The sequence below is a fragment of the Agromyces sp. CF514 genome (assembly GCF_900113185.1).
Taxonomy (GTDB): domain Bacteria; phylum Actinomycetota; class Actinomycetes; order Actinomycetales; family Microbacteriaceae; genus Agromyces.
The window spans coordinates 390729-417271 of record NZ_FOZD01000001.1; the positions used below are offsets into that span (position 1 = coordinate 390729).

Consider the following 26543-nt stretch of genomic DNA (forward strand, 5'->3'; position numbering starts at 1 on the left):
GTCGGCACCCGGGCGAGCGCGCTCGCGATGGCGCAGACGAAGCAGATCGCCGAACGACTCGGCGCCGCGGCGAAGGCCGAGATCGAGCTCGTTCCCGTCACGACCGAGGGCGACACCTCGCGGGCGTCGCTCGCGTCGCTCGGCGGCACGGGCGTGTTCGTCACCGCCCTCCGCGACGCGCTGCTCGCCGACAGGTGCGACGTGGTCGTGCACTCCATGAAGGACCTCCCGACCGCCGACCACGAGGGTCTGCGCCTCGGCGCCGTGCCCAAGCGGGCCGATGCCCGCGACGCGCTGTGCGCTCGCGACGGCCTGACGCTCGCAGAGCTGCCCGAGGGCGCCCGCGTCGGCACCGGCTCGCCGCGCCGGATCGCGCAACTGCTCGAGGTGCGACCCGATCTCGAGGTGCTCGACATCCGCGGCAACGTCGACACCCGCCTGGGCAAGGTCGAGTCGGGCGAGCTCGACGCCGTGCTGCTCGCGGCCGCCGGCCTCGGCCGCCTCGGTCGATCGGATGCCGCGACCGAGCTCTTCGCGCTCGACGAGTGGCCCACGGCCGCGGCGCAGGGAGCGCTCGCGATCGAGGTGCGACGCGAGCGCGCCGGCCGTTCGCTCGAGCAGGCGCTCGAGGCGATCGACCACCGCACCACACGTGCCACCGCCCTCGCAGAGCGACTCGTGCTGGCCGGCCTCGAGGCCGGATGCGCGGCGCCGGTCGGCGTGACCGCGTTCCTCGAGGACGAACTTCTGTTCCTCAGCGCGAGCGTGTACAGTGCCGACGGGGCCCGGCGCATCACGAGTTCGCATGCCGCGACCCCCGAGAGCCGTTCGGCCGCAGATCTGGCGGAGGCGGCTCGCGATGTCGCCGATCGCGCCGTCGCAGAACTCCTCGGCAACGGTGCCGCTGACTTGGCTGCTGCTGCTCCGGAGGTATCGTGACCGAATTCGAACCCGTCACCGGGGTCATCGGGCTCCCCTCGCACAGCGGCAAGCCGTTGGCCGGGTGGCGAGTGCTGGTGCCCCGTGGTGGCCCCTGGGGCGACGGCGTCGCCGGGGCGCTGCGCGCCCGCGGCGCGACGCCCCTCATCGCGCCGCTCATCAATTTCGCGCCGACCGACGACCAGCCCGCGCTCGAGGCGGCCCTCGCGAAGCTCGCCGACGGCGGCTTCGACTGGCTGACCCTCACGAGCGCCACCACGGTCGACGTGCTCTCGTCGTACCACGCCGTCATTCCGGAGACCACGAGGGTCGCCGCCGTCGGTGAGACGACCGCGGCCGCCCTCGTGGCCGCCGGATACCAGGTCGACATCGTGCCCTCCGAAGACAACTCGGCCAAGGGCCTGCTCGAGGAGTGGGACGCCGCCACCGGCGGCGCCAAGGGCCTGCGCGTGCTCGCGCTCCGCTCGGCGATCGCCAAGCAGGTGCTCTCGATCGGCCTCGCCGACGCCGGGCACTCCGTCGAGGCCGTCGTCGCCTACCGCACGGTCGGCGTGCCGGTCGCGCAGAAGGTCGTCGACGACGTGCGCGCGGGTCGGGTCAACGCCGTGCTCGTGACCTCGGGCAGCGTCGCCGAGCAGGTGCAGGAGCAGCTCGGGCCCATTCCCGAGTCGATCCTCGTCGCGGCCATCGGCCCGCAGACGCAGCGCGATGCGGCCGAGCTCGGCCTTCGTGTCGACGTCGTGGCCCGCGAGCGCAGTGCGGAGTCGCTCATCGAGGCGGTCGTCGACGCTGCGACGGCGCACGCCTGACGTCTGACGGCGCACGCCTGGCGGCTGGCGTCTGACGCCTGACACCTGACGGCACCCGCCTGACGCCTCGCCGCTGCCCGGCCGCGGCCGGAAGCATCGGCATCGTGGCGTGGCATCCGGAACTCAGGCAGACGCGGGCTGCTCAGGCCGGAATCCGCGAGCTCGGCCTGAGGCGCCGCCGGTTGCCTGACGCGCGGCCGACGGCTCGGCGGCCCGCGAGGCGTCGTGCGTCAGGCGGACGCCGACGTGTCGCCCGCCTTCGCCACGATGCCGCGCATGACCGACCAGTAGGCGACCGGCGCGATGCGCGTCACGAGGTCCGTGAGGCGCGCGTCGCGGCCGATGAACACGCGCGGACGGCGGCGCTCGATGCCGTCGACGATGCGCTCGGCGGCCTGCACGGGCGTCGTGCGGTACAGCGCCGACTGGGCGCTCGCGGCCCGCGCGGCGACATCCGGGGGCACGGATGCCGCGACCCGCGCATGGTGGATGATGCCGGTCCGCACGCCGCCGGGATACACGGCCGACACCGAGACATCCGTTGTCTCGAGCTCGTGTCGCAGCGCGTCGGTGAACCCGCGCACCGCGAACTTCGAGGTCACGTAGGGCACGCGGCCGGCGGGGGCGCCGAGCGCGTAGAGGCTCGCGACGTTCGCGATGTGCGCGGCAGGGCGTTCGCGCAGCCCGGGCAGGAACGCCTGAACCATCGCGACGGTGCCCCAGAGGTTGATGTCGACGACCCAGCGGAATTCCTCGAGCGTGAGCTGCTCGAACCGGCCGAGCATCGAGACGCCCGCGCAGTTGAGCAGTACGTCGACGTGGCCGTGGGCGGCGAGCACCTCGGCGGGCAGTGCGGAGATCGCGTCGAGGTCGGCCAGGTCGAGCACATGGGTGGTGACAAGCAGACTCGCGGATGCCGCGTCGCCCCGAAGTTCGGCGGCCAGGCGTTCGAGCGCCTCGCCGTTGCGGTCGACGAGCGCGAGGTGCGCGCCGCGGGCGGCGAGGAGTCTCGCGGACTCGAGTCCCATGCCGCTTGCCGCGCCGGTCACGACGGCGACGGCGCCGTGCAGTTCGAGCCGCGCACGTGCGTGCTGGCGTCGTGCCTGCTGACGTCGGGCGGGCTCGGCGGTCGTGGGGGAGCGGTGCATCTCGGGCTTCCTGCTGCCGCGGCATCCGTCGCCCGACTCGCCGGGCGAAGCTATCACGGGCTCTCGGAACCCTCGCAATCAGGGCGACGTAGGCTGTTCGGGTGACTTCCACGCCTGCCCCCCGCATCCGCCCGCGGCGCCTCCGCGAGACGCCGGCCCTGCGCCGCCTCGTGTCGGAGACCCGCCTCGATCCGGCCGACCTCGTGCTGCCCGTGTTCGTGCGCGAGGGGGCGAGTGCGCCCGTTCCGATCGCATCGATGCCCGGGGTCGTGCAGCACACGCTCGAGAGCCTCCCGCAGGCGGTGACGGATGCCGCGGCCGCGGGCATCGGCGGCGTGATGCTGTTCGGCGTGCCAGAGGTGCGCGACGCCCGCGGATCGGGTGCGACCGACCCCGACGGCATCCTGAATGTCGCGACGCGCGTCGCGGTCGAGGCGGCCGCGGGTTCGCTCGTGGTGCAGACCGACCTCTGCCTCGACGAGTTCACCGATCACGGTCACTGCGGCGTGCTCGACGACCAGGGCCGCGTCGACAACGACGCGACGCTCGAGCGGTACGTCGCGATGGCGCTCGAGCAGGCGCGGGCGGGCTCCGAGCTCCTGGGCCTCAGCGGCATGATGGACGGCCAGGTCGCCGCGGTGCGCGAGGCGCTCGACGAGGGCGGTCACTCGCACACGGCGATCCTCGCGTACTCGGCGAAGTACGCCTCGGCGTTCTACGGACCGTTCCGTGACGCGGTCGAGTCGACGCTCGAGGGCGACCGCCGTTCGTACCAGCTCGATCCGGGTAACCGTCGTGAGGGGTTGCGCGAGGCCCTGCTCGACATCGAGGAGGGCGCCGACATCGTCATGGTCAAGCCCGCGGGCAGCTACCTCGACGTGCTCGCCGACGTGTCCGCGGCATCCGAGGTGCCCGTCTGGGCGTACCAGGTGTCGGGGGAGTACGCCATGATCGAGGCCGCTGCGGCCCACGGCTGGATCGACCGCAAGCGCGCCGTCGTCGAGTCGGTTCGCTCCATCAAGCGCGCCGGCGCCGACGTCGTGCTCACCTACTGGGCCGTCGAACTGGCCGACTGGATCCGCAAGGGAGACCTGGCATGACCGCCGCAACGACCGCCACCACCAACGCCGAACTCTTCGCACGTGCGCAGGCCGCGATCCCGGGCGGGGTCAACTCGCCGGTGCGGGCATTCCGCTCGGTCGGCGGCACGCCGCGATTCCTCGTGTCGGCCAAGGGCGCCTACGTCACCGACGTCGAGGGTCGCGAGTACGTCGACCTCGTGGCCGGCTGGGGTCCCGCGATCCTCGGTCACGCCGACGCGCGCGTGATCGAGGCGGTGACGGATGCCGCGGCCCGCGGTCTCTCGTTCGGCTCGTCCACGCCCGCCGAGACCGAGCTCGCCGAGCTCGTGGAGGCGCGCGTCGCGCCCGTCGAGAAGCTGCGACTCGTGAGCACGGGCACCGAGGCGACCATGAGCGCGATCCGGCTCGCCCGCGGATTCACCGGACGCGACCTGCTCGTGAAGTTCGCCGGGCACTACCACGGGCACTCCGACGGCCTGCTGGCCGAGGCCGGCTCGGGTCTCGCGACGTTCGCGTTGCCGGGTTCGGCCGGCGTGCCGGCCGACATCGCCGCGCTCACGCTCGTCGTTCCCTACAACGACCTCGATGCGCTGCGCGCGGTGTTCGCCGAGCACGGCGACCGCATCGCGGCCGTCATCGTCGAGGCCGCCGCGGCGAACATGGGCGTCGTGCCGCCGCTGCCCGGCTTCAACGCCGCGCTCGTCGAACTCGCGCACGCCAACGGCTCGCTCGTCATCAGCGACGAGGTGCTCACGGGCTTCCGCGTGTCGGCGGCCGGTTGGTGGGGCCTCGAGTCCGCCACCGAGCACGCCTACACCCCCGACCTCATGACGTTCGGAAAGGTCATCGGCGGCGGCATGCCCGTCGCCGCGCTCGGCGGTCGTGCCGAGATCATGCAGCAGCTCGCGCCGCTCGGTCCCGTGTACCAGGCCGGCACGCTCTCGGGTAATCCGGTCGCGGTCGCCGCGGGCGTCGCCACGCTCCGGGCAGCGGATGCCGCGGTCTACGCGCACCTCGACGGCGCCGCCGCGACGATCGCTGCCGCGGTGTCCGAGGCGCTCGCCGACGAGGGCGTCGCGCACGGCGTGCAGCGCGCGGGCAACCTGTTCAGCTTCGCGTTCGGCGAGGAGTTCGTCGGCACGGGTGCGCGCGACTACGCGAGCGTGCAGCGCCAGGAGGCCTACCGCTACGCCCCGTTCTTCCACGCGATGCTCGACGCGGGCGTCTCGCTGCCGCCGAGCGTGTTCGAGGCCTGGTTCGTCACCGCGGCCCACGACGAGGCGGCGATCGACCGCATCGTCGCCGCGCTGCCCGCAGCAGCGCGCGCCGCGGCATCCGCTCGCCCGTCCTGATCGGGGAGGCGTCGAGACGGGAGCCGGCCCGACCGGTCGGGCCGACTCCAGTGCGCCGGATCGGCGTAGCGGGAGCCTGATGCTCGCGTTCGGCGGCGGGTTGCTGACAGTCTGATCGGGTGACCGAACTGATCATCGTGGGGGTGATCGCCTTCGTGGTGATCGCCGGCGCGGCCGTGCTCGGCCCGCGCCTGGGCATCGCCTCGCCGCTCGTGCTCGTCGCGGTGGGCATCGCCGCGAGCTTCCTGCCGGTGTTCGAGTCGATCCACATCGACCCCGAGCTGATCCTCCAGGGCGTGCTGCCGCTGCTGCTCTACTCGTCGGCGGTCTCGATGCCGACGATGAACTTCCGCCGGGAGTTCGGCGCGATCAGCGGGCTGTCGGTGCTGCTCGTGATCGCCAGCTCGCTCGTGCTCGGGGTGTTCTTCATGCTCGTGATCCCCGATCTGGGATTCGCGTGGGGCGTGGCCCTCGGCGCGATCATCAGCCCGACCGATGCGGTGGCGACCTCGATCATCAAGCAGACGCCGGTCTCGAAGCGCGTCGTGTCGATGCTCGACGGCGAGAGCCTGCTCAACGATGCCAGCGCGCTCGTCGTGCTGCGCACGGCGATCGTGGCCGTGGCGGCATCGTTCTCGTTCCTGGCCGCGGCCGGCACGTTCGCGTACTCGGTCGCCGTCGCCGCCGTCATCGGCGGCCTGGTCGGATGGCTGAACCTCGCGGTGCGTCGGCGGGTCGTGAATCCGGCGGTCAACACCGTGCTCTCGTTCACGGTGCCGTTCATCGCGTCGGTGCCGGCGGAACTCCTCGAGGCCTCCGGCCTGGTGGCCGCGGTGGTCGCCGGGCTCGTCACGGGCATCCGTGCGCCCCGTGAACTGTCGCCGCAGAACCGGCTCTCCGACTCGCAGAACTGGCACACGGTCGAGCTCGTGCTCGAGGGCGTGGTGTTCCTGACGATGGGCCTGCAGATCCAGGCGATCGTCGGGGACCTGCAACGCGATCATGCGGGCGTCCTTCCGGCGCTGCTCGTGGCGGTCGGGGCACTCGTGCTCACGCTCCTGGTGCGCGCCGCGTACGTCGCGCCGCTGCTCCGGAGCCTCGGGCGGCGGCATCGTCGGTCGGCGGCGATGCAGCCGAGGCTCGAGGGACTGCAGGAGAAGCTGGCGACGCCGGAGGGCGAGCGGGAGATCCTCGAACGCGGAGGACAGCGCAGGGGGCGGGGCGGGAGTCGGCGCACGACGAGCCGCGACCTCGACCGGTTCCGCCGCCGCGTCACGCAGTCGCTCGGTGACATCGAGTACTTCCGCCGGCAGCCGCTCGGCCTGCGCGAGGGCATCGTGGTCGTGTGGGCGGGCATGCGCGGCGCGGTCACCGTCGCCGCCGCGCAGACGCTGCCCGTGGACACGCCGCAGCGCTCGCTGCTCGTCTTCATCGCGTTCGCGGTCGCCGTGCTGTCGCTGCTCGTGCAGGGCGGCACCATCGGGCCGCTCGTGCAGCGCATCGCGCCGGAGGTCGACCCCGCCGGGCAGCAGGCCGAGATGCAGGCCGAGCGCACTCGGTTGATGCAGATCCTCCGCGACAGCGCCGCGTCGTTCGAGCAGCCGACGCGAACCGAGGGCGAGCCCCGAGTGGAGGCGTTCCTCGCCGAGCGTCGCTACCGCCTCGACGTGATCGCGGCGCAGCGGTCGGCGCTGCTCGACGCCCGCGACAACGGCACGTTCGACGCCGACGTGCTCGCCGACGAGCTCGCGAACCTCGACGCCGCGCAGATCGCGCTCGAGATGCGGGCCAAGTCGGCCGAGTGAGTGCGGGCGTGCGCCGCGGCATCCGCCCACCCATGCCGATCCGGTAACCGGAATCATCGGTTACTGGAGGAAACCGGCGCGAAACCGTTACCGCCTTGTGGAGCGTCGACCGCCCCGGTGCGCACGGACTCGGGCAGGATGGAAGACATGGCCCAGCTCCGAGTGCACCCCGACCGCATCGAGGTTCACCTCACGCCGGCCGAGAAGTCGCTCTCGTTGCGGTCGGCCGACATCGTCGTGCAGCGCGACGACATCCGTTCCGCGACCATCACCGACGACCCCTGGGTGTGGATCCGAGGCATCCGCACGCGCGGCAGCGTCGTGCCGCTCGTGGTCGCCGTCGGCGCATGGAAGTACCACGGCGGCCTCGACTTCGTCGTCGTCAAGGGCAAGCGCCAGGCCGTCGTGCTGGAGCTCGCGGCGGGCGAGTTCGCCCGCATCATCCTGAGCACCAACCATGCGGCCGCACTCATCGACCGGCTCAAGCTCGTCGAGACGCCCGAAGACGCCGAATAGCCCGTCCGGCCCCCTTTCCACAGGGGGCGCTCCGCGATTCGGTGCGGAGTTCCGGCTCCGCCTAGGATGATGCGCGGATGCCGCGGCCGGCCCAGCCGTCGCATCCGCCACACCCGAGACGAACGACCGGTCTGCCGGTGCGTCGACGTACGCCGGCAGTGAGGGGATCAGGTCGTGCCGAAGCGCTTGCCGTCCGCTCCTCCCGTGCTGGCGGGGTACACCTACGTGCGACCGCTCGGCACGGGCGGCTTCGCCGACGTGTTCCTCTACGAACAGGACCTTCCCCGCCGCGTCACGGCGGTCAAGGTGCTGCTCGCAGACGTCATCGACCCCGAGGCGCGCCGAACGTTCACGCTCGAGGCCGATGCCATGGCACGACTCAGCGCGCATTCGTCGATCGTGACGATCCACCAGGCGTCGATCGCCTCCGACGGGCGGCCCTACCTCGTCATGGAGTACTGCCCCGAATCGCTGGGCGCCCGCGTGAAGCGCGGGCCGATGCCCGCAGGCGAAGTGCTCGACATTGGGGTGCGCATGGCCGGAGCCCTCGAGACCGCGCATCGCTCCGGCCTGCTGCACCGCGACATCAAGCCGTCGAACCTGCTCGTCAACTCGCTCGGCGCGCCCGTGCTCGCAGACTTCGGCATCGCAGGCTCGATCGGCGACGACGCGGCCGGCGACACCCTTGCGATGTCGGTGCCGTGGAGCGCGCCCGAAGTGCTCGGCGAACGAACCAACGGCACCGTGGCCAGCGAGGTCTGGAGCCTCGGCGCCACGCTCTACACGCTGCTCGCCGGGCACAGTCCGTTCGAACTGGCCGACCGGAGCCGCAACACCGTCGATCAGCTGTCGCGGCGCGTGCTCGGCGCGAAGTACACGCCGCTCGCACCGAGGGGCGTGCCCGCTCGCATCGACACGGTGCTGTCGTCGGCGATGCAGCGCGACCCCGCCCGTCGCTACCGGTCGATGGCCGAGTTCGGCGAACAGCTGCGCTGGGCGCAGTACGAGCTCGGCGCCCCGCCGACGACCCTCGAGGTCGCCTCGCCCGAGTGGGCGGCCGCAGCCCCGGTCGACTTCTCCGACCCCGCGCGCCGCGGCCCCGTCGTCACGACCGTCGACCCCGACTCCCGCAGGGCCGGCCGGGCGGCCGCCGTCGCGACCGCCCGCCCCGCCGGGCGCGTGATCGACGCGGGCGGCCTGGCTCCCGCATCCGTTCGACCGCGCGGCGCCTGGCTGAAGCCCGCGGCGATCGGCGTCGGCTCCGCCCTCGTCGTGCTGGTCGCGGCGGCCGCCGCGGTGCTCGCGTCAGGGGTGATGTGACGCCCCGTCGCCCCACGCGTCGGGGACTCGTCACCGCGATCGCCGGCGTCGCCGCGATCGCGACGGTCGTCGCACTCGCCGTCACGGCGAACGGCTACGAGTCGCAGGAGGTGCCCCGCCTCGAGACCTCGGTCTGGGTCACCCGCGACACCGGCCAGTACGCACGGGTCAACACCGACCTCGCCGAGATCGACCTCGTGCGCGACGTCGACGACCCGAGCACGATCGTGCAGGTCGGCGCCGAGGCGTCGGTCTTCAACCAGGGGCTGCGCCAGCGCTGGTCCGTCGACGAGTCGAACCCCGTCGACCTCGTCGCCGAAGACGGCGGAGGCTCGACCCCGACCCCGACCGGCACGCGCGACGTGGTCGCGGCCGGCGAGTGGATCGCGTACCGCACCGACACGGGCACCGTGCAGGTCGCCCGCGGCGACGACGACGCCGTGCCCGTCGACCCCTACGCCGAGCGACGTGCCGACGGCGACGACGAGACCTACTCGGCGACCGCGATCGGGCTGTCGCCGGCCGGGCTCGTCGCGCTCTTCTCCACGCGCGAGGCCGCCGTGCGCGTCTACGACGCGGCCTCCGGGCGGTTCACGGGCGACGAGGTCGCGATCATCGATCCGCCCGTGGCCGACGCGCGGATCCAGCTCACCTTCGCGGGCGACCGATGGGTCATGCTCGACGCCGCAGGGGGCCGCGCGTGGATCGCCGACCTGCCCGAAGCCGCCCGACTCGACGTCGAGCCCGACGCCGAACTGCAGCAGGGCGGCGACGCCGCGGCATCCGTCGTCATCGCCGACTCGACCGGACTCGTCGAGCTGCCGCTCGACGGTTCGAAGGCCCGGCGCAGCGTCGACGCCGTCGGCACGCCCGCGCAGCCGATCGTCGTCGACGGCGCGGTGGTCGCCGCGTGGCTCTCGGCCGACGGCGGAGCGATCTGGTCGAGCGCGACGGGCGAGACCACGCCGATCGAACCGCCCGCGGCCGAGGCCGGCTCCGACGGACCTCGGTCCGTCACGCCGGTGCTGCGCGGCAACGGCGACCGCGCGGTGCTCAACGAGACCTCGACCGGCCTCGTCTGGACCGTGCCCGACGGCCGGCTCGTGCCGCTCGACCAGTGGTCGCTCGACGACGACATCGAGGACCGCGTCGGCACCGAGGTGGTCCAGGATCTCGCCCGGCAGGAACCGCCGGTGGCCGTCGCCGACGCGTTCGGCGTGCGCGCAGGCGCACAGGTCGAGCTTCCGGTGCTGCTGAACGACCACGACCCCAATGCCAAGGACGTGCTCACGGTCGACCCGACCTCCATCGCCGGCGGCCTCGCCGACCCGGCGTTCGGCGAGCTCGCGCTCACCTCGAACGACCAGACCCCCGCGGCGCGGGTGCGCGCCACGTCGGGCTCGACGACCTTCACCTACGCCGCGAGCGACGGCTCGGCGGCATCCGCTCCCGTCGTCGCGACCCTGACCGTCGTGCCCGACGACGTGAACAGCGCGCCCGTGTGGTGCGGTGTCGACGCGTGCGCCCAGCAGTGGCCGACGCCGCAACTCATGCCAGGAGGCACGGCGCTCGTGTCGGTGCTGTCCGGCTGGGTCGACCGAGAGGGCGACCCGTTCGTGCTCGCCGACGCGCAGCCCGTCGACCCCTCGGCGCCCGTCTCGGTCGTGCCGATGTCCGACGGCCGGGTCGCGATCCGTCACACCGACCCGAATGCGGCGACCGACCGGGTGCAGGTGCGGCTCACCGTCGTCGACGCGTTCGGCGCCGAGGCCGAGGCGACGCTCGACCTGCAGGTGACCGCGACCGCCGCGCTCGAGGTCGCGCCCGTCGCCGTCACCACCGGTGCGGGCGAGACCGCGATCGTGCAGGTCGCCGACCATGTCACCGGCGGATCCGGATCGATGCGCCTGCTCGACGCCGTGCCCACGGCGACGGCCGCGAGCGGTGGCCTCGTCGTCGTGCCGAACGCCGCGGTCGGCGAGGTCGAGCTGAGCGCAGCCGAACCCGGCGCCTACCTCGCCACCTTCACGGTGCAGGACGTGTCGACCCGAGCCGAGCAGACCGCGACGATCCGCGTCACCGTGGCCGCGGCCGGTGCGCCGCTCGCCCTCGCACCCATGACCGCGTTCGTGCGGGTCGGCGAGGACGCCATGGTCGACGTGCTCGGTGCGGCGCAGAACACGAGCGGCCGGGTGCTCGTCGTGACGGGGGCGGTCTCGACGACCCCCGGACTCGACGTCGGCGTGGTCGCGCAGTCGCAGGTGCGCGCGACCGGCACGACGAGCAACGGACAGCCCGGCCTCGTCGGGCGGGCCCGGGTGAGTGTCGCCGACGGCGACGCGGCGACCGCGGTCGGTGACCTCAGCGTGTTCCTCGTCGGGCCCTCGGTCGGGCTCAGCCCGATCGCGATGCCCGACACCGTCACGATGCGTGCCGGCGAACTCGTCTCGATCCCCGTCACGGCGAACGACGTGAGCCCTCGCGCCGAGCGCCTCGTCGTGCACCCGGAGGTGACCTCGTCGGGCGCCGACGGCGAGCTCGCCTTCGCGTCGGACGACCAGGTGCGCTACCTCGCGCCCACGGAGCCCGGAACGTACGAGCTCGGCTACGCGGTCGGCCTCGAGCAGGCACCCGAACGGCTCGACCACTCGACGATCACCGTCACCGTGCTGCCCGACGGCGCCAACCGCCAGCCGCAGCCGCATCCGCTCGTCGCACGGGTGCTGAGCGGCCAGAGCGTGCGCATCGCCGTGCCTTCGGCGGGCATGGACCCCGACGGCGACCGCACCGTGCTCGCCGACGTGACCCAGCCCGGCGCGGGCCAGGGCATCGCGACGATCTCGGCCGAGGGCGATGCGATCGTCTACTCGGCGCCTGCGGCGGGCACGGGCGCCTCGCAGCCCGCCTTCGAGTACTCCGTTCGCGACGCCTCGGGTGCGGTCGGCACGGGCACCGTGCGCATCGGCGTGCTCACCGCGGCGGTGACGGATGCCGCGCCCGTGACCTTCAGCGACTACGTGCGCGTGCAGCAGGGGGCGGACTCGCCCGTCACCGTGCAGCCGACCGGCAACGACCTCGATCCCGCGCAGGGAGCGCTCGAACTCGTGAGCCTCGTGCCGAACGCGCCAGAGGGAAGCGCCGAGCACGAGCGGCTCGCGTCGCTCGTCGACGAGTCCACGTCGCTCGCCGCCGACCGGGTCGTGCTGCACCCCGGCGCGGTGGCCGGCACGAACTCCTACCGGTACACCGTGAGGTCGGCCCGCACGTCGAGCACGGCCGAGGGGCTCGTCGTGGTCAGCGTCACCGAGGCGGAGGCGACCGATGCGCCACTGGTGACGGACACGGTCGTCACGGCGCGCACGCGCGGCGACCTGCCCGAGGCGGGCATCGACGTCGTCTCCGGGCATGTGGTCTGGGCCTCCGGCGACCTCGGGGCGCTCGACGTCGAGATCTGGGGCGGCGGCCACGGTTCGTATCGGGTGGAGGGCCATCGCATCGTCGGCCCGCTCGCCGACGACGGGGCGCTGGTGCCCTTCCGCGTGCACGGCGAAGACCGGTCGGGCCGCGACGTGGAGGCCTTCGGGTTCCTCGTGGTGCCAGCGGGCGACGATCTGCGCGTCCAGGTGCGCGCGGGCCTCGACGCGATCCAGGTGAAAGAGGAGCAGAGCGCCGTGTTCGACGTGCGCGACCTGCTCGACCTGCCGGCCCGGGACCGCGTCGAGGTCGAAGGCGGCGACTACCGCGCGCAGCGCGCCGTCGCCTCGTGCCGCGCAGCCGGTGCAGCGGGATCCGTCGAGTACGCGGCCGGGGCGCAGGCCCCGTGGAGCGACCTCTGCCTGATTCCGGTCCGTCTGGTCGGGCAGACCGCCTGGTCGCGAGTCGCCGTGCCGATCGCGATCGTGCCGAAGGACCCGCAGGCGATCCTCTCGGCCGTCAGCCGAACCGTCGCGCCCGGTGCAGCCGAGACCGTCCGGCTCTACGACGAGATGACCTCGTGGGAGGGCGGCCGCGAGGGCGACCGGTCGAAGCTCGACTACGCGGTGTCCGCGACGGGCAGCGCGTTCCTCGTGACGCAGGCCGGTGACGCGGTGACGGTCGAGGCCCGCGCCGATGCACGGCCCGGCACGCGGGAGACCGTGACGGTGAGCGTCGGCGCGTTCGGAGGGCTGACGTCGGCGATCACGCTCGTCGTCGGCCAGGCGCCCGCCGACGCGCCGCGGGGAGCCGTGTTCGGCTCGCAGTGCTCGGTGGGCCAGGGCGCCTCATGTACTGTGCAGGTCGTCGGCGTGGCCGGCGAATACGATCCGTTCGCGGGCAAGACGGGTGCGGGCCTGAAGCTCCTGGGGCTCGCCACCGGCGCCGCGAACTGCCAGGTCGCGACCGTGCGCGCCGCCGACGACCGGTCGATCACGCTCACCTGGCCGTCGGGCCAGAACGCCTTCGGTGGGGAATGCGTCGTCCCGTACACGGTCGCCGACGCGCAGGGCCGCACCGGCGCCGGGCGCCTGACGGTCGACCTGCTCGGGTTGCCTCAGCCACCCGCCTCGGTGTCGACCGCCGACTACTCCGAGTCGAGCGTGACGCTCGAGGTCTCGCTCGGCGAGGCCATGCGCGCCCACCCGGCGATGTCGGGCATCGAGATCCTCGAAGGGGGTCGCGTGGTCGCGGCCGACTGCGCGCCGAGCGCGCCGGGCACCTGGTGGTGCCGCATCGCGAACCTCGTCGCCGGCGAGCGTCACGAGTACGCCGCGCGTGTCGTCAACGGCGTGGGTGCGTCGTCGGCCACGAGTGCCGTGACCACCTGGAGCTACCGCGCGCCCGCCATCACCGACGTCACGATCGAGCCCGTCTACCGGCAGGGCCAGACCTCTCCGACCACGGCAGTGGCCGAGGTGCGCATCGCCGCCGCCGGCGACGCCCGTTCGTTCCGGGTGCAGGAGACCGGTCAGGTCATCGATCGGCGCGGCGCGACCACGGTCGTCGATCTCCAGCTCGTGCCCGGGCCGCAGACGATCACGCTCGTTCCCCTGAGCGTCTTCGAGCCGCCGACGGGCCGCGGCGGCAACGAGGGCGGCGCGGTCGCGAAGTCCGTGACCGCCGCCGGGGCACCGTACTTCGACCCCGACCGGATCCAGGCGACCGCGACGACGAACGACTCCCTCGCGATCTCGGGCATCGACCCCGAGGCGAACCACAGCGGCCGTCCGAGCGAGGTCGTGTACTTCGCGTGGCGCTCCGGCGGCGAACCTCAGTGCTGGGCCGACGGCGACGGCGGGCTCGCCTACGACGCGCGTTCGGCGGTCGTCTCGCAGTCCACGGCCATCGCCGGGCTCTCGCAGTACCAGCAGTACCGGGTCAAGGCCTGCGTCTCGAACGGGTTCGGCGTCGCGGCATCCGGCACGGCCGAGGTGTTCCTGTACACGATGGTGGCCACCCCGACCGGCGACGCGAGCTACTCGGTCGCGACCACGGCGGCGACCGAGGGCGGCACCTACATCTACGCCCTCACCGGTCCGACCCTCGCGGCCCTCGAGGGGTTCCACCTCGAGTACCGCTCCGACCTCACCGACTGGACCACCGACTTCAACTCCGCCGTCGGCGAGTGGGCGAACCCGGGCTCGGTCTTCGTCAGGCAGTGCCACGACCGGGGCCGGGCGTACTGCTCGAACGAACTGCCGGTCGCCGCACGCACCGCACCGGCCCCCGCCTCGGTCTCGTTCGGTTCCGGATGCCTCGCGGCGCCGGCCGATACGTCGGCCGTCACGCTGTTCGAGGTCGGCGCGACCGTGTCCGGTGCCGCCGCGGGATCCGCGGTGATCCGCAACTGGACGGTGCCCGACCCGGCGGCCCCGCTCGCCGTCACGTACGAACTCGTGTTCACCGGCGCGTACGCGGGCCTCGCGAAGATCCCGCGCACGGCGACGGTGTGCGAGCCCGACCCGCCGACCGAGCCGGCGACGCCGACCACCCCATGACCCACCCGGCCACGCCCCATCAGGCCCCGCACCACAAGTCCCCGCACCACCCGAGAGGATCCCGACCGTGACGATCGCACCCGAGCAGGCCGCCTGGTTCGCCGAGACCTTCTCGCTCATCGCCGACAACGTCGAGCAGGCGGTGCTCGGCAAGCGGCACGTCGTCGAGCTCGTGCTCGCGACGGCCGTCAGCGGCGGCCACGTGTTGCTCGAGGATGCACCGGGCACGGGCAAGACGGCCCTCGCGCGCGCGATCGCCGAGACGATCCACGGCACGTCGACGCGCGTGCAGTTCACGCCCGACCTGCTGCCCGGCGATATCACGGGCATCACGGTCTACGACCAGAAGTCGGGCCGGTTCGAGTTCCACGCCGGCCCGGTGTTCGCGAACGTCGTGCTCGCCGACGAGATCAACCGGGCGAGCCCCAAGACCCAGTCGGCACTGCTCGAGGTCATGGAGGAGGGCAACGTCACGGTCGACGGCGTCACCCGGCCCGTCGGCAACCCCTTCCTCGTGCTCGCGACGCAGAACCCGATCGAGCAGGGCGGCACCTATCGCCTGCCCGAGGCTCAGCTCGATCGCTTCACCGTGAAGACCTCGATCGGCTACCCCGACGAGGCGTCGACCATGCGGATCCTGCAATCGGTCGGCGCCCCGAAGCCGAGGCTCGAGGCGATCGTCGGCACCGACACCGTCGTCGCGATGACGGAGCTCTCGCGCGGGGTCTACGTCAATCCGATCGTGTCCGACTACGTCATGCGCATCGTCGACGCGACCCGGCGCGCGAGCGAGGTGCAGCTCGGCGTCAGCGTGCGCGGGGCGATCGCACTGTCGCGCCTCGCCATGACCTGGGCTGCGGTCGCCGGGCGCACCTACGCGACGCCCGACGACGTGCGCAGCCTCGCCGTCGCCGCTCTCGCGCACCGGCTCGTGCTCGAACCAGAGGCGGAGTTCGACGGCGTCACGGCGGTCGCCGTGATCAACCAGATCCTGCTCGACGTCGTCGCGCCTCGGGAGAACGGGGTGGCGTGACCGCACGCAGCCCCTTCCTCCGCGAACCCGCGGCCGCCGACCCCGCCATCGATACGGTCACCTCGACCAGGGGCGTCACGGTCACGAGGTTCGCCCAGACGCGCCGCGGCCGGGTCGCCGCCGGCGCCGCGTGGGCGCGCCGTGGCATCCGCTCGGTCGTCGGCGCGGTCGTGCGGGCGCGCGACTGGGTGCGCGACACCGTGTCGCCCGCCGGGCTGGTGCTCGTCGCGGTCGCGGTCGCGGGCGCCGCGGCCGGTGTCGCGTTCGGCTGGTTCGAGGCCTGGGTCGTGGCGGTCATGGCGGCGAGCCTGCTGCTCGCGTGCGTGCCGTTCCTGCTCGGTGCGCACGACTACCGCGTGCGCCTCGACCTCGATCGCGATCGGGTCGTCGCGGGCTCCGAGATCCGAGGCACGCTCGATCTCGTGAACCGCGGATCGCGCGTGTCGATGCCGAGCGTCGTCGACATCCCCGTCGGGCGAGGCCTGGTCGAGGCGCACATCCCGTTGCTCCGCGGCGGGGCGCATCATGAGGAACGACTGGTGATCGCCGCGCAGCGCCGCGGCGTCATCGACGTCGGCCCGATGACCGTGTCGCGCGGCGACCCGCTGCGGGTGCTGCGTCGCGAGATGCGCTGGCCCGAGGTGCAGCGCGTGCACGTGCACCCCGTGACCGTCGCGCTGCCGCCATCGAGCGCCGGCCTCGTGCGCGACCTCGAGGGGGCGCCGTCCACCGACCTCGTCGACGCCGACCTGTCGTTCCACGCAGTGCGCCAGTACGTGCCCGGCGACTCCCAGCGGCACGTGCACTGGAAGTCGACGGCCCGCACGGGCCGCCTCATGGTGCGCCAGTACGAGGAGTCCAGGCACGCCCGCATCGCCGTGCTGCTCGACCTCGACCTCGACGGCTACTCGAGCGACGACGAGTTCGAGGTCGCCGTCAGCGCGGCCGCGTCGCTCGGCGTGCAGGGCGTTCGCGAGGGCCGCGACGTGCTCGTGGGCGTCAGCTCCGAGCTCGACACGGCAGACCGCGGAGCCGTGCAGGCGATGCGCTCGCTGCAGACCGCGACTCCCCGTTCGCTGCTCGACGGCGTCGCCGCCCTGCACGGCGCGTCGGCCTCCGGCGCGGGGGCCCGCGTCATCCGTCTCGAATCGGTTGCGACGCTCGTGGCGCAGTCGTTCGGCGATCTCTCGATCGCGTTCCTCGTGACCGGCTCGCACGTGCCGCTGGAGCGGTTGCGGCGTGCGGCGATCTCGCTGCCGCAGGGCATCGCCGTCGTCGCGGTGCGCTGCGACCCCGAGGCCGAGCCGCGCGCACGCCGGTCGCGGGAGCTCATCGTGCTCACGCTCGGCCGCCTCGACGACCTCGCGCAGATGCTCGCCAGGGGAGCGGCCCGATGAGCGCGACCCGCGGACGTGGCGCGCTCGGCCTGGGCTACGTCGTCGTGGCCGGGATCCTCGCGACCCTCTCGGCCTGGCCGGTCTACGAGTCGGCTCGGATGACGGTGGTCGCCGCCGTCGGCATGGCCGCGGGCCTGGGGCTGGCGTGGGCTGCCCGACGTCTGCCGGTCGACGGTCTCGCGCGGGCACTGCTGCTCGTTCCGGCGACGGCCGTGGTGTTCGCCCTCGTCGTCGTGCCGGTCACGATCCCAGCAGCGGCGGGCGGGCCCTCGACGTGGGTGACCGGCATCCGCGACGGGTTCGTGGGCGTCGTCGTCGGGTGGAGGCAGTTGCTCACGCTCGCGCTGCCGCTCGGCGAGTACCAGGCGGTGCTCGTGCCGTTCCTGCTCGTGATGCTCGTCGGCACTCTCGTCGCCGCGATGCTCGTCGCGCCCGACCGCCGGAGCTCGCCGTTCGCGGTCCTCGTCGCCTTCGGCATGTCGGGCTTCGGGCTGGCGTTCGGTTCGAGCGCCGTGAGCGAGCCTGTCGCGATCGGACCCGCCCTCGTTCCGGCACCGCGCGAGCTCGTGGTCGCGGTCGGCGGGCTGCTTGCCGCGGTGGCCTGGCTGCTACTGCGCTCACGGGCGATCCGCGCGGTCGCCCTGCGTCGGGCGAGCGCGGACACCGTGCAGCAGTCGAGCGTCGCCGGATGGCCGGCCGTTCGGCGCCGTGCCCTCGCCGCGGCCCTCGTGCTCGTCGGACTGGTTGCGGGCGCGGTGGTCACCCCGGTCGCGGCGGGATCCGCACAGCGCGAGGCGTTGCGTGACCGGGTCGAGCCCGAGGTCGTGCTCCGACAGACGGCGACCCCGCTCGCGGCCTACCGGGCCGCGTTCGCGACGGATCGCATCGACGAGGCATGGCTCGACATCGAGGGCGACACGACGGGCGTCGAACGGCTGCGACTCGCGACGCTCGACGCCTATGACGGGGAGACCTTCCACGTGGCGGCCGGGTCCGATGCCGCGGCGGGTCCTGCGTCGCGGTTCAGCCGGTTGCCCGGGGCGGCGGTGCGGTCGGCGGGCGATGCAGCATTCACCGTGACGGTCCGCGAGGGCTACTCGGGCATCTGGGTCCCTGCGCCGCTCGGGCTGCGTACGGCTCCCGACTTCACCGGCGCCCGGGCGGGTCTGCTCGACGACGGCTTCCACCGTGCGGGCGACGGGGCGACCTCGATCGACATCGCACCGGTCGACCGGGAGCCGGCCGGCTCGAACGACCGCGGGCTCGTCGCGGGCGACGAGTACCGACTGGTCGCCGCCCCCGACCGGGCCGCGCCGCTCGAGGAGCCAGGCGACTCGCCGCTGCTCGACCCCGAAGACCACCCCGCCCTCGCGACGTGGATCGGGCTGCAGGCCCAGCCGGACTCGTCGGCCGGATTCCTCGAGCTCGTGCGCCGCCTGCGCGAGCGCGGGTACCTCAGCCACGCGGCCTCCGACGGTGCCGACGCCGCCACGTGGATCGGCGCGCTCGGCGGCGGATACACGTTCATCCCGAGCTACTCGGGCCACTCGAAGGCGCGCATCGAGGCGCTGTTCACGCAACTCGTCGACCAGCAGCGGTCGGCCGGCCCCGAGGCATCCGATGCCGACCTCGTCGCGGGCGTCGGCGACGACGAGCAGTTCGCCGTCGCGGTCGCGCTGCTCGCCAGGGCGCTCGGGTACGACTCGCGGGTCGTGCTGGGCTTCCGGCTCGCGGGCGGCGACGAGGTGGCCGGCATCGCGACCTGCGCGGACACGTGCACCGGCGGCGCGCTCTCGATCTGGGCGGAGGTGTCGCCCGGCGACGCTTCGACCGGGGCGGCCGGGGTGTGGACCCCGATCGACGCGACGCCGCAGTTCGAGGTCGCGCCGAGCCTGATCCACGAGGGCGAGCAGCTGCCCGAGCACCCGACGACGCCCGACCGGCCCGACACCGCGACGATCGACCCGCCGTCGGCCCGGAGCGAGTCGAGCGAGGCCGAGGCCGAGACCGCTCGCGATGCCGAGCCGGCACCTTTCGCGATGCCCGCGTGGGCGAGGTGGACGGCGCTTTCGACCGCGGCGCTGCTGCTCGCCCTGCTGCCCGCGATCGTGCTTCTCGCGGCCAAGGGCGGGCGTTCGCGCCGCCGCCGGCGGGAGCCGCTGCCCGAGGTCCGGATCGTCGGAGCGTGGGACGAGTTGCTCGACCTCTACGCCGACTTCGGGGTGCTCGCCGCCGAGTCGGGCTCACGGTCGGCCACGGCGCGCGCATCGGGTCGCGCCGCAGCTGGCGTGCTCGCCGGTATCGTCGGGCGAGCGGTGTTCGCCGGCGACCCGCCCGGGGTCGCCGATGCGGATGCCGCATGGGCGATCGTCGACGCGGAGCGCACCGCACTCGCGGCCGAGTCCCGGGTGCGGCGAACGCTCGCCGCGCGTCTCTCGTTCGCCTCGCTCGCCCGAGCCGCCGCCCCTGCTCGATCCACAGCCCGCACGCCCGTGCGCGTCACCCCCGTCCGCGCCGCACTCGAGGAGCCCGCCCGATGACCCCAGCAGACGCCCAGCAGCTCGCCGCCGTCACCATGGCGTTCGTCGCGATCTCGTGCGCGATCGGCCTCGGACTGTACGTCTGGTACGCCGTGATGCTGTCCAAGGTGTTCGCGCACGCCGGGCTCCGGTCATGGTCGGCGTGGGTGCCCGTGTACAACCAGATGCAGGTGTTCCGGCTCGGCGGGCAGCATCCGTTGCTCGCGCTGCTGCTCTACGTCCCGATCGCGCAGGTCGTCGGCCTCGTGTTCCTGGTCATGGCATTGCACCGCATCAGCGGGCAGTACTGGCGAGGGGTCGGCACGACCGTGCTCGGCGTGCTCCTGCCGCCCGTCTGGGCGACCGTGATCGCGCTCGGACCCTCGCCCGATCCCGAACGGGGGCGGATGCCGGTGCGCGGCGCCTCGGCGGGGTCGATCCCGCCCGTGGCGCCTGGCGGACCGCTCTCCGACCCCGTCGCGACGATCGCCTCGGGCTGGAACGCGCCGTGCGCCGCACCGGTCGCAGCCCCACGCGTGCCGGTCACCGATCCCGGGGCGAGGCACGCGGGCACGTGGCCGGCGGGCGACTCCGCGCCGATCCTCCCGGCGTGGGCCGACCTGCATCCCCGTGGGATCGCGCCGGCCGAGGCCGCACCAGCAGCTGCCGCACCGACCGCTGCCGCGCCGGTGCCCGCTGCGTGGCAGGCCGCGATGCCAGCGGCACCGTCGGCCTTCGCCGGACCCGTCGCCTCTGCCGCTCCCGTCGCCCCTGCCGTGGCTGCTGCGCCGGCGCCGACCGGCGCGCCCGTCGGGTCGGCCGTCTCGGAACCGGTGCCGAGGATTCCCGGCCGGATCGAGCCGCTGCCGGCCGCGCCGGTGGCTTCCGCCGCCCACCTGAACGCTGCTCCGCCCCTGCCCGATTCCGCGGTGCTCGCCGGCCCTGCACTGCCGAGCCTGCCGCCCGTGGCGGCGGCGCCCACGTTCGAGCCTGCGGCATCCGCTGCGGCAGCTGCCGTGCACGCCGCTCCGCCGGTGACCGCACTCGCCGTGCCCGTCGTTACCGGTGCGGTGCAGATCGGGGAGGCGCAGGCCGGCCCAGACGACCTCGACGAGGATCCGCTCGACCGCACCGTCGTGGTCGCGCGCAAGCCGCTCGTGACCTGGCGCCTCGTGCCCGAGAGCGGCGAGCCGCTCGTGCTGCTGGGTGACGTGGTGCTGCTCGGCCGCAGTCCGCGAACTGCCGGGGTGGGGGAGTCCCGCCTCGTCGTGCCCGATCCGAGTCGGACGCTGTCGAAGACCCACGCCGTGCTCCGGCTCGAGGGCGAGGCGTGGAGCATCACCGACCTCGCCTCCACGAACGGGGTGCTCGTCGCCGACGAGATGGGCGTCGACCGGCTCCTCGACGCGGGGGTTCCGACGCCGGTGCCCGACCGGTTCGTGCTCGGCACGCTCGCCGTTCGCATCGAACGGAACCCGCCGCACACCGGGATCCACGGCCGATGATCGCGCACGAGGTGCGCCTCGCCGCTGCTGCGGCGACCGACGTCGGACTCGTCCGCCGGGCGAACGAGGATTCCGCGCTCGCGGAATGGCCGGTCTACGCCGTCGCCGACGGCATGGGCGGCTACGAGGCGGGCGACCGGGCCAGTGCCGCGGTCATCGACGCGTTCCGCACGCATGTGGTCGGCGGGCCGGTGGCGAGCATCGCCGGGGTGCGTGCCGCGCTGGCCGACGCGGCATCCGCCGTCGCGACCGTGGCGGCGACGACCGAGCGCGGCGCCGGCTCGACCATCGCGGGGGTCGCGCTCGTCGACGACGAGGGCGAACCGGCATGGCTCGTCTTCAACGTGGGCGATTCGCGCGTCTACCGGCACCGCGGCACCGAGCTCGAGCAGGTGACCGTCGATCACTCCCTCGCGCAGGAGCTCGTCGACGCGGGCGAGCTTCGACCCGAGGAGCGCAACGGCTTCGCCCAGCGCAACGTGATCACGCGCGCGATCGGCGGCCCCGACAGCACGGCAGACAGCTGGCTGCTGCCGGTCGTGAACGGCGAGCGGCTGCTGATCTGCAGCGACGGCCTGACGGGCGAGGTCAGCGACGAGGGCATCCGGGCAACCCTCACCATGGGCGGTCGCGCCGAGTCGGTCGCGGCCGCGCTCGTGCAGCGAGCCCGTCAGGCTGGCGGTCGCGACAACATCACGGTCGTGGTCGTCGACGTCATCGCGGGCGGGCACGACGAGTCGGCGGATGCCGCCACGGGGACCGATCGAGGCGCGGATGCCGCGGCATCCGATGACGATCGCACGACGATACCCCTGCGGGGCCGCACGTGACCGCGGCGAACCACGGCGGGACGGTCGACCTCGACGAGACGGTCGTGGTCGGGCGCCGACCCGGAGCGGAGCCCGACAGCCGGCTCGTCGACGAGACGGTCGTGGTCGATCGACGTCCTCGGGCGGAGGCCGAGCGCGCCGAGCCCGGGGCCGATGCCGGGGTTGGGGGCGAGGTCGATGACACGATCGTCGTCGCACCCGGGGGGCGTGCCGCACGTGCAGACGCCGGAGACACGGTCGTGGTCGAGCGGACCGTCGTCCGCCCGATCGCGCTGCCGGTCGGCGCGCCCGACGAGGTCATGCACGAGCCGGCCCGGCGCGAACGGCGTCCGGGCGCGGCTCCGGTGCCCGTCGAGGTGCTCGACTCCGCTGCGGTCGGTGCCGGACCGGGGCTCCTCGAGCACTACGCCGTCCGCGGCGGACCCGTTGCACGACCAGTTCCGCCGATGCCGTTCTCGGCCGGGGGTGCTGCGCCCACTCGCGACCCGGCCGCGGCGCTGCCGTCGGTCGCGCGTCGGTCGCGTCGGTCGGCGCTGCTCGTGATCATCGCGTTCGCCGGCTCGTGCGCGGTCGCCGCGGCCGGTCTCGTCGTCGTCGCGGTGCTCGCGTTCGCCGGCTGAGCAGTCTCGTCGGGGAAGCCCCGACGCGCGCCGTCCGCGCCGCCCGCGATGTTCGCGCGGGGATGGCCCGCCGCGGCTCGGCTCGCGGAGGCTCGACTCCGCCGCGCCTCCGCTCGCCTCAGGAGAACAGGAAGAGCACGAAGCCGATGAGCGGCAGCGTGCCCTGGATGAGCGCCGGCCTGAGATAGCCGCGCCCGGTCGTCGTGAGCACGGCAGCCGCGAGCGCCATGCACGCCGTGGAGAACAACACGAGCGCGCGCCCGGCCTCGTCGACGCCCGACCAGACGAGGATGAGCCCGAGCGCGGCGCCGATGCCGAGGAACAGGTTGTAGAAGCCCTGGTTGTACGCCATGGGCTTCGTGATGTCGGCGGCGGCCTGGTCGGCGACGCCGAAGGTCTTCCAGGTCTTGGGCCTGGTCCACAGCACGCTCTCCAGCAGGAAGATGTAGCCGTGCAGCAGCGCGGCGAGGGCGACGAAGACGCTGGCGATGACGAGCATGTCGCGATCGTATCCGGGCGGCCCGGCGCCCGTCGGCTGGGCGCGCCTGTCAGCCCGCGGAAGCCGGCTCGAGGTCGATGCGGAGTCCGGTGTCGAGGAACGCGCCCAGCTCGGCGACGGATGCCGCGAGTGCGCGTTCCTCGTCGGCGTCGAGCAGGCGCCACGGCACGATGCGCACGGTCGTGGGCGCCGACCCGGTGGGCGGCGCCCAGCGTCCGATCATGACGCCGTCGCACATGAGCGCGTGGAGGGGAACTCGGCGTGCACGGCGCGATCGCCCGGTGCCTGCAGGTAGGCCCGAGGCGGTGCGTAGCCCATGATGTACTCGTCGTAGGCCTGCAGCAGGTCGATCCTCGGCCCGTTCCCGGCTGTGCGGCCGCCACCGCCACCGCCACCGCCACCGCCACCGGCGCCGCCAGCTCCGTCCCCGGCTCCGACGCCCGCGAACCTCTCGAGCTGCGCTGCGCGCACCTGGTGGGCGACCCCGTCGACGTCGAGCGTCTCGATCGGGTCGCCCGCGGCATCCGCTCGCTCGACGACCGCCGCGAACGCGTGCCGCGCGTCCGTCAGCGTGAAGCCCGACCACGCCGCGAAGTCGCGGTCGGTCACCGGCCCGCGGGCGTCGATGAACCGGGTCGCGAGGTCGGCGAGGGCCTCGTCGCGGGGCCTCGGCGCCGCTGGCGGCACGCGCTCGTCGAACGCCGCATGCGTGCGCTGCCTGCCGGCGTTCGCGCCGCTGATGAGGACTCGTTCGAGCTCGGCGCGCATGAGCACGTACGAGAGCGCCATGCCGGTCGAGGGCAGGCCGGCGTCGGCCAGTGCGGTCGCGAACTCGGATCGCGTGCGGTGCCCGCCGGCCGCGTGCGCCGCGACGACGTCGATCGCCTGCACGGCGACCTCTCCGTCGACGCCGGTCCTGCGGTAGTACGTGGCGTTCGCCCGGTGCACGCGCTCAGCCGAGAGCTCGAGCACCCAGCGGGCGTCGTCGGGATGCAGGAAGTGCCAGGTGGGGCGAAGCACGTGCGTGCGCAGGATGCGACCCTCGTCGAGGTCGGCGGCGATGCTCGCGGCGTCGGGCCTGGACGCCGGAGGCACGCGCTGGGCGAGCCCCCACTGCGCGGGCAGGAACTCCTGCGCCTGCACCGCGCCGAACCTGCGCACCGACTCGGGCGCCGATAGGTCGGACGGATGCCGCAGCCCCTGCACGTGCAGGCGCAGCGCGCGGAGGCCTGCGAGGTCCACGCCTACGACACGTCCCTCCGCCAGGTCGTGAGACCGCCGATGAGCGTCGTGACGAGGCCGATGCCGAGCAGCACGAGGCCGCCCTGCCACCATTCGAGCGCGTCGGACGACCCGATCGCGGCCACGCTGTAGAACGAGGCGCCGACGAGCGCGTCGCTCGCGGCGCCAGGCAGGAACTTGCCGATGCTCGCGGTGACGTCGTTCAGCGAGGCGGCGAGCCGCAGGATCGGCTCGACGAACTGGGTGAATGCGATCACGATGACGATGGCCGCGACCTGGTTCGTGACGAGCGCGCCGAGGCCGACGCCGATGGTGCCCCAGAGCGCCATCGCGAGCACGCCGCGCCCGATGAGCGCCCAGGTGTCGGAGGAGTCGAGTGCGGTGTCGATGCCGAACGCCGCCAGTGCCCCCGCGCCCGTGCCGACCGACGTCGCGAAGGCGACCACGCCGAGCGCGGCGCCGAACAGCAACTGCGACACGTACTTCGCCCACAGCACCGTATTGCGGTGCGGCTGCACGAGGAACGTCGGGGTCAGCGTCTTGTGGCGGAACTCCGTGGTCACCGCGAGCGCGCCGAACAGCACCGGGAACACGTAGCCGATCGACGACGCGAAGCTGTACACCAGCGGGGCGAGCCCGTCGGTCGGCAGCGGGGTCGAGCTCGCACCCGCCGCGGCGTCGGGGTTGTCGGTCGCCCAACCGAGGAACGCGCCGAAGCCTCCAGCGAGGAACGCCACGTAGAGCACGAGGAGCAACGTGAGCAGCCACCACATGCGGGTGGTGAAGATCTTCTGGAACTCGGAGCCGAGCGCGCGCATGCCCATCACTCCTTCGCCCCGCCGGCGGGGGCGCCGGGGTCTTCGTCGGCGGTTCCGGATGCCGCGGCCGGCGGTTCCTCGTCGGGTGCGGGCCCGTCGGGGGCAGGCGAAGGTTCGTCGGGCTCGGGCTCGTCGGCCGCGCCGTCGCCGTGCGCTTCGACCTCGCCGCTCACGAGCGTGAGGAAGGACTCCTCGAGCCCGGACTTCAGGCGGTACAGCGACTTGAGCTCGACACCGCCGACGAAGGCCGCGTGGCCGACGAGCCCGGGGTCGGGCTCGGCGACGATGAAGCCGTTGCGGCCCTCGGTGAACTCGAGGCCGGCCTGCGTGAGCGCCGCGGAGAGCCTGGCCCGGTCGGGCGAGTCGGCGATGGTGCGCGGCGCCGACTCGAGCTCGAGGCTCGCGAGCGTGCCGGTCTTCGCGAGCCGGCCGCGCGAGATGATCACGACGTCGTCGACGCTCTGCTGCACCTCGCTCAGCAGGTGCGAGCTCACGAGCACCGTGCGGCCGTCTTGGGCGAGGCGCTGGAGGAACATGCGGATCCACTTGATGCCCTCGGGGTCGAGGCCGTTGATCGGCTCGTCGAGCACGAACACCGACGGATCGCCGAGCAGCGTGAACGCGAGGGCCAGACGCTGCCGCATGCCGAGCGAATAGCCGCCCACCCGGCGGTCGGCGAACTCGGTGAGCCCGACCTGCTCGAGCACGACGGGTACCCGAGACGAGGGGATGCCTGCGGCGGTGGCGGTCACCTTCAAATGGTTGCGTGCGGTTCGCCCCGGGTGGAAGTTCGCGTCGAGCGCGGCGCCGACCGTCTCGAGTGGGCGCTTCAGTGCGTGATACGGCGTGCCGCCGAACGTGGCCGTGCCGCTCGAGGCCTTCACGAGGCCGAGGAGCACTCGCAGGGTGGTCGTCTTGCCGGCGCCGTTCGGGCCGAGGAATCCGGTCACCCGGCCCGGTTGCACCGTGAAGCTCAGGTCCTCGACGGCAGTCACGCTGCCGAAGTGCTTGCTGAGCCCCGTGATCTCGATGGGGATGCCGCTGTCCATGCGCTCTCCTCGTGGCCGGGGGCGAGCGGGCCGCACATGACCGCGCCCCCGCACGGCCCGGCGACCGGTCGCCTCCCGCTCACCC

At 73.4% G+C, this 26543-nt stretch carries 20 protein-coding genes; 14 read left to right on the forward strand and 6 right to left on the reverse strand.

Annotated elements, in window-relative coordinates:
• The first annotated feature begins 27 nt into the window (after positions 1-27).
• Complete coding sequence (hemC, locus tag BM342_RS01755; RefSeq protein WP_092966379.1) at positions 28-939, forward strand: hydroxymethylbilane synthase; 912 nt, start codon at positions 28-30, stop codon at positions 937-939.
• Entirely contained in the window at positions 936-1748 is an 813-nt protein-coding gene (locus BM342_RS01760; RefSeq protein ID WP_255368460.1) for a uroporphyrinogen-III synthase, read from the forward strand. Before hemC ends, BM342_RS01760 begins: the two co-directional genes overlap by 4 nt.
• Before the next feature lie 230 nt (positions 1749-1978).
• Here the strand turns inward: BM342_RS01760 and BM342_RS01765 are convergent, their stop codons facing one another.
• The gene (locus BM342_RS01765; RefSeq protein ID WP_092963811.1) at positions 1979-2896 is read right to left on the reverse strand and encodes an SDR family NAD(P)-dependent oxidoreductase; all 918 of its coding nucleotides are present in this window, start codon (positions 2894-2896) and stop codon (positions 1979-1981) included.
• A 101-nt stretch (positions 2897-2997) separates the two neighbouring features.
• Between BM342_RS01765 and hemB the strand changes: the two genes are divergently transcribed.
• The 12 genes from hemB to BM342_RS01825 all read left to right on the forward strand — a co-directional run bounded on the left by hemB (position 2998) and on the right by BM342_RS01825 (position 22850).
• Positions 2998-3996, forward strand: coding sequence for a porphobilinogen synthase (gene hemB / locus BM342_RS01770; protein WP_092963812.1), 999 nt, complete (start codon positions 2998-3000; stop codon positions 3994-3996).
• The gene (gene hemL / locus BM342_RS01775; RefSeq protein ID WP_092963813.1) at positions 3993-5330 is read left to right on the forward strand and encodes a glutamate-1-semialdehyde 2,1-aminomutase; all 1338 of its coding nucleotides are present in this window, start codon (positions 3993-3995) and stop codon (positions 5328-5330) included. The genes hemB and hemL overlap by 4 nt, the downstream gene beginning before the upstream one ends.
• 119 nt (positions 5331-5449) lie before the next feature.
• A complete protein-coding gene (locus tag BM342_RS01780; RefSeq protein ID WP_092963814.1) occupies positions 5450-7135 on the forward strand; it encodes a cation:proton antiporter in 1686 nt (561 codons plus the stop codon).
• Positions 7136-7282: 147 nt separating this feature from the next.
• Positions 7283-7651, forward strand: coding sequence for a hypothetical protein (locus BM342_RS01785; RefSeq protein WP_092963815.1), 369 nt, complete (start codon positions 7283-7285; stop codon positions 7649-7651).
• Between the two features lie 174 nt (positions 7652-7825).
• On the forward strand, positions 7826-8971 hold the full coding sequence (locus tag BM342_RS01790; protein WP_092963816.1) for a serine/threonine-protein kinase: 1146 nt from the start codon (positions 7826-7828) through the stop codon (positions 8969-8971).
• Positions 8968-14946: an Ig-like domain-containing protein gene (locus BM342_RS01795; protein ID WP_092963817.1), complete on the forward strand. Its 5979-nt coding sequence runs from the start codon at positions 8968-8970 to the stop codon at positions 14944-14946. The genes BM342_RS01790 and BM342_RS01795 overlap by 4 nt, the downstream gene beginning before the upstream one ends.
• A 67-nt stretch (positions 14947-15013) precedes the next feature.
• Positions 15014-15979: an AAA family ATPase gene (locus BM342_RS01800; protein ID WP_092963818.1), complete on the forward strand. Its 966-nt coding sequence runs from the start codon at positions 15014-15016 to the stop codon at positions 15977-15979.
• Positions 15976-17376 (forward strand): DUF58 domain-containing protein, encoded by a 1401-nt coding sequence (locus BM342_RS01805; protein WP_255368461.1) that lies wholly within the window; start codon positions 15976-15978, stop codon positions 17374-17376. The genes BM342_RS01800 and BM342_RS01805 overlap by 4 nt, the downstream gene beginning before the upstream one ends.
• Positions 17373-19916, forward strand: a complete 2544-nt coding sequence (locus BM342_RS01810) for a transglutaminase domain-containing protein (protein ID WP_092963819.1) — start codon at positions 17373-17375, stop codon at positions 19914-19916. Before BM342_RS01805 ends, BM342_RS01810 begins: the two co-directional genes overlap by 4 nt.
• Positions 19913-21400, forward strand: a complete 1488-nt coding sequence (locus BM342_RS01815) for a DUF5684 domain-containing protein (RefSeq protein ID WP_143109729.1) — start codon at positions 19913-19915, stop codon at positions 21398-21400. Before BM342_RS01810 ends, BM342_RS01815 begins: the two co-directional genes overlap by 4 nt.
• Positions 21397-22230 carry a PP2C family protein-serine/threonine phosphatase gene (locus BM342_RS01820; RefSeq protein ID WP_092963821.1) on the forward strand — a complete coding sequence of 278 codons (834 nt, stop codon included), beginning with the start codon at positions 21397-21399 and terminating at the stop codon, positions 22228-22230. Before BM342_RS01815 ends, BM342_RS01820 begins: the two co-directional genes overlap by 4 nt.
• A complete protein-coding gene (locus BM342_RS01825) occupies positions 22227-22850 on the forward strand; it encodes a hypothetical protein (RefSeq protein WP_092963822.1) in 624 nt (207 codons plus the stop codon). The genes BM342_RS01820 and BM342_RS01825 overlap by 4 nt, the downstream gene beginning before the upstream one ends.
• 118 nt (positions 22851-22968) lie before the next feature.
• Here the strand turns inward: BM342_RS01825 and BM342_RS01830 are convergent, their stop codons facing one another.
• Genes BM342_RS01830 through BM342_RS01850 form a run of 5 tightly spaced genes read right to left on the reverse strand, consistent with a single transcriptional unit; the run spans position 22969 to position 26458 of the window.
• Complete coding sequence (locus BM342_RS01830) at positions 22969-23349, reverse strand: DUF1304 domain-containing protein (RefSeq protein ID WP_092963823.1); 381 nt, start codon at positions 23347-23349, stop codon at positions 22969-22971.
• 49 nt (positions 23350-23398) lie between these two features.
• The gene (locus BM342_RS19740) at positions 23399-23572 is read right to left on the reverse strand and encodes a hypothetical protein (RefSeq protein ID WP_177232014.1); all 174 of its coding nucleotides are present in this window, start codon (positions 23570-23572) and stop codon (positions 23399-23401) included.
• On the reverse strand, positions 23569-24591 hold the full coding sequence (locus BM342_RS01840) for a DNA glycosylase AlkZ-like family protein (RefSeq protein ID WP_177232015.1): 1023 nt from the start codon (positions 24589-24591) through the stop codon (positions 23569-23571). The genes BM342_RS19740 and BM342_RS01840 overlap by 4 nt, the downstream gene beginning before the upstream one ends.
• Positions 24592-24593: 2 nt before the next feature.
• Positions 24594-25409: an ABC transporter permease gene (locus tag BM342_RS01845; RefSeq protein ID WP_255368462.1), complete on the reverse strand. Its 816-nt coding sequence runs from the start codon at positions 25407-25409 to the stop codon at positions 24594-24596.
• A gap of 5 nt (positions 25410-25414) precedes the next feature.
• Entirely contained in the window at positions 25415-26458 is a 1044-nt protein-coding gene (locus BM342_RS01850; RefSeq protein ID WP_092963827.1) for an ATP-binding cassette domain-containing protein, read from the reverse strand.
• Between the last annotated feature and the right edge of the window lie 85 nt (positions 26459-26543).

What these genes read in the sequence shown, in the direction of transcription:
- hemC (WP_092966379.1), top strand. Translation starts at nt 28, where the DNA reads ATGGCGCAGACGAAGCAGATCGCCGAACGACTCGGCGCCGCGGCGAAG.
- BM342_RS01765 (WP_092963811.1), bottom strand. Translation starts at nt 2,896, where the DNA reads ATGCACCGCTCCCCCACGACCGCCGAGCCCGCCCGACGTCAGCAGGCA.
- hemL (WP_092963813.1), top strand. Translation starts at nt 3,993, where the DNA reads ATGACCGCCGCAACGACCGCCACCACCAACGCCGAACTCTTCGCACGT.
- BM342_RS01785 (WP_092963815.1), top strand. Translation starts at nt 7,283, where the DNA reads ATGGCCCAGCTCCGAGTGCACCCCGACCGCATCGAGGTTCACCTCACG.
- BM342_RS01810 (WP_092963819.1), top strand. Translation starts at nt 17,373, where the DNA reads ATGAGCGCGACCCGCGGACGTGGCGCGCTCGGCCTGGGCTACGTCGTC.
- BM342_RS01815 (WP_143109729.1), top strand. Translation starts at nt 19,913, where the DNA reads ATGACCCCAGCAGACGCCCAGCAGCTCGCCGCCGTCACCATGGCGTTC.
- BM342_RS01820 (WP_092963821.1), top strand. Translation starts at nt 21,397, where the DNA reads ATGATCGCGCACGAGGTGCGCCTCGCCGCTGCTGCGGCGACCGACGTC.
- BM342_RS01830 (WP_092963823.1), bottom strand. Translation starts at nt 23,349, where the DNA reads ATGCTCGTCATCGCCAGCGTCTTCGTCGCCCTCGCCGCGCTGCTGCAC.
- BM342_RS19740 (WP_177232014.1), bottom strand. Translation starts at nt 23,572, where the DNA reads ATGATCGGACGCTGGGCGCCGCCCACCGGGTCGGCGCCCACGACCGTG.
- BM342_RS01845 (WP_255368462.1), bottom strand. Translation starts at nt 25,409, where the DNA reads ATGCGCGCGCTCGGCTCCGAGTTCCAGAAGATCTTCACCACCCGCATG.
- BM342_RS01850 (WP_092963827.1), bottom strand. Translation starts at nt 26,458, where the DNA reads ATGGACAGCGGCATCCCCATCGAGATCACGGGGCTCAGCAAGCACTTC.